The sequence below is a fragment of the Limnohabitans sp. genome (assembly GCF_044361645.1).
Lineage (GTDB): Bacteria > Pseudomonadota > Gammaproteobacteria > Burkholderiales > Burkholderiaceae_C > Limnohabitans_A.
On the sequence record NZ_JBIKIL010000220.1, the window covers coordinates 1 to 2,519 of the forward strand.

The 2,519-nt window shown below is 55.5% G+C and carries 1 protein-coding gene; it reads left to right on the forward strand.

What is annotated here, in order from left to right; all coding sequences use genetic code 11:
- Positions 1-296: 296 nt before the first annotated feature.
- The coding region (locus tag ACIQ39_RS19280) for a patatin-like phospholipase family protein (RefSeq protein WP_396436193.1) at positions 297-2,519 on the forward strand (2,223 nt) is incomplete at its 3' end.

Consider the following 2,519-nt stretch of genomic DNA (forward strand, 5'->3'; position numbering starts at 1 on the left):
AGCCAGTTACGGCGGATCCCCGTCACGAACTAGTATTTGGCAGACGGGGGTTTGCCAGCAAAGCCTGAGATTATAGCGCTAAGTTTGTGACCGATCGCGCGTCAGTGCTGTAGGTGAGTTCTCGCACTGAGCGTGAAACATTTGGCCAAGGCGCTTGGCAAGAGCACCGCACTGATGCGCCAGCGAGGCATTGAAAAAAGGTAATTGCCTAGCTTGCATCTATGCAAAAAAGTATTCCTTTGGAAGTCATTTATAAAATAACAAATCATTAAATTTTTATTTTGAAAGTCACTGCCATGTTGTGCAACAAAGCGAAAACCAAGCGGCTGTTGTTGTTCTTCAGCACCTGGTTGTTGAGTTGTGGTGTTTGGGCCCAGCCGCTGACGGCCGAACCTGTGAAGTCGCCATCGGTGGTGGTGGTGCTGGCCGGTGGTGGTGCCAAGGGATTCGCCCATCTGGCCGTCCTGCGAAGGCTGGAGCAAGACCGCATTCCTATAGCGCGCATTGTGGGCACCAGCATGGGGGCCGTGATCGGTGGGCTGTACGCCAGTGGTTTGTCCACGGACGAAATTGAGCGCGTGGTGGGGGGGCTGGACCCCTCCAAAGTGGCGCTTGACCAACTCAACCGGCTGGAGTTGCCATCACGGACCCGCGCCTACCAGCAAAAATACCCGGTGGACTTTGAGTTTGGTGTCAAGAATGGGGGGGCCAGCTTTGCCCGTGGCGTGAGCGACGGGCAGCGGTTTTTGGCACTTTTGCAGGATTTGACTTCTCATGTCCCGCCGCAGGTCAATTTCAACGATCTGAAAATTCCTTTCCGTGCGGTGGCCACCCGCTATCGGGATGGCGAGATGAAGGTGTTTGACCAAGGTGCCTTGCACTTGGCCATCCGAGCCAGCATGGCGGCACCTGCGGTGTTTGCGCCGGTGGAAGTGGATGGCGAGACCTACGTGGATGGTGGCTTGGTGGCCAATTTGCCCGTCGAAGTGGCATTGCAGGAGGGGGCCGATGTGATCATCGCCTCTTATCTGGCGGGTGGTGCCGATGATGGCAAAGCAGAGCAGGCCAGCCATGCGCTGGTGGTGGCCAATCGGATGGTCGATATTTTGATTCGGCAAAACGAAAAGAGAAACATGGCCTTGCTCCGGCCGCAAGATATTTTGGTGGCACCGCAGCTGCAGGACGTTGGCTTTGCGGATTTCAACCGTGCGGCCGAAATTGTGCGCCGAGGTCAGGTCGCAGTGTCTGCGGTCAATGACCAGTTGGAACGCTTGCAAGCTGGCTGGGACCGTACTGTGGCGCAGCCTGCATCCAGGCAGTTGTCATTTGACCAGCGGGAAAAACGCATTGTGGCCATTCAAGCCAAGGGCAACAAGGATGTGTCGCAGCAATACATCCAGTCGGTCATGTCGCCCTTGCTCGAGTCGGAGTTTTCTTCGTTGGAAACCGAGCGCTACATTGACCAGCTTTACACCAGCGGTTATTTTGATTTGGTCAGCTACAGCCTGGTGCAGCAGCAAGGGGATCAGTACACCCTGGTGGTGCAAGTGCGGGAAAAACCTTACAGCCCCCACTTCATGAAAACAACGCTGGGTTTTTCCACCGAGTTGGCGGGCGTCACGCAATTTTCTGTTGGACTGGGCTATCGCCGTCCCTGGTTGACTGAATCGGGCTTGGAGTTTTCATTCGATGCCCGACTGGGCACGCAGTCCGAGTTGGCTGCACGGCTTTACCAACCCTTAAGCCCGCGATGGAGCCTGGAAACGGGTGTTTCCTGGGACAGGAACCATTTGCCGCTTTATCGGACAGCAGTTGATCGCGATGATGTCAGCGCTCAAAAGTTGGCTTACTTCAACCAGACATTGCAAACACTGGATGCCCAGCTGGTTTACGACTATGAGCGCAAGGCCAACATCAAATTAGGTTTGACTTCCAGCACCATCATCAGGACGTTTGACACACGCTTGGATTTTTTGGAGACGTCCGCTGAGCAATTTAACCGCTTCAAATACAACGGCATCAAAACCCAGCTGCAAATTGACCAACTCGACTCGCTCAGTTTTCCGACCCGTGGCTTTTTCGTCAACGCCAGCCTGGAGCAGGGTTTGTCAGGCACGGCCTACAGGGGCGGGCGTTTGAGTGTCAAGCTGGCCCGATCATCAGGGCCCCACATTTTCAATGCCGGATTGAACCTGGCGCGAGACCAAGTCACGCGGCAGTGTGATAAGTGCCAATCTCCCAGTCAGTTGTTGCTGGGAGGCTTTCAGCTCATGGGGGCTTATCGCATGGGTCAGTTGGCAGGCAGCGATCTGGCCCATGTGCAAGGCACCTACATGTACCGATTGTCCGACGGCGGCGTGTTCAATCAGAGAACCTATGTTGGCACGGTACTGGAGGCCGGCGATGCGTGGAATCCGGGGGATCAGATCCGTACCCGTTACAGCGGCACCCTCTTTGTCGCAGTGGACAGCAAGGTCGGCGATATTTATCTCGGGGCGGCCAAGGGTTCTGGCAATGCC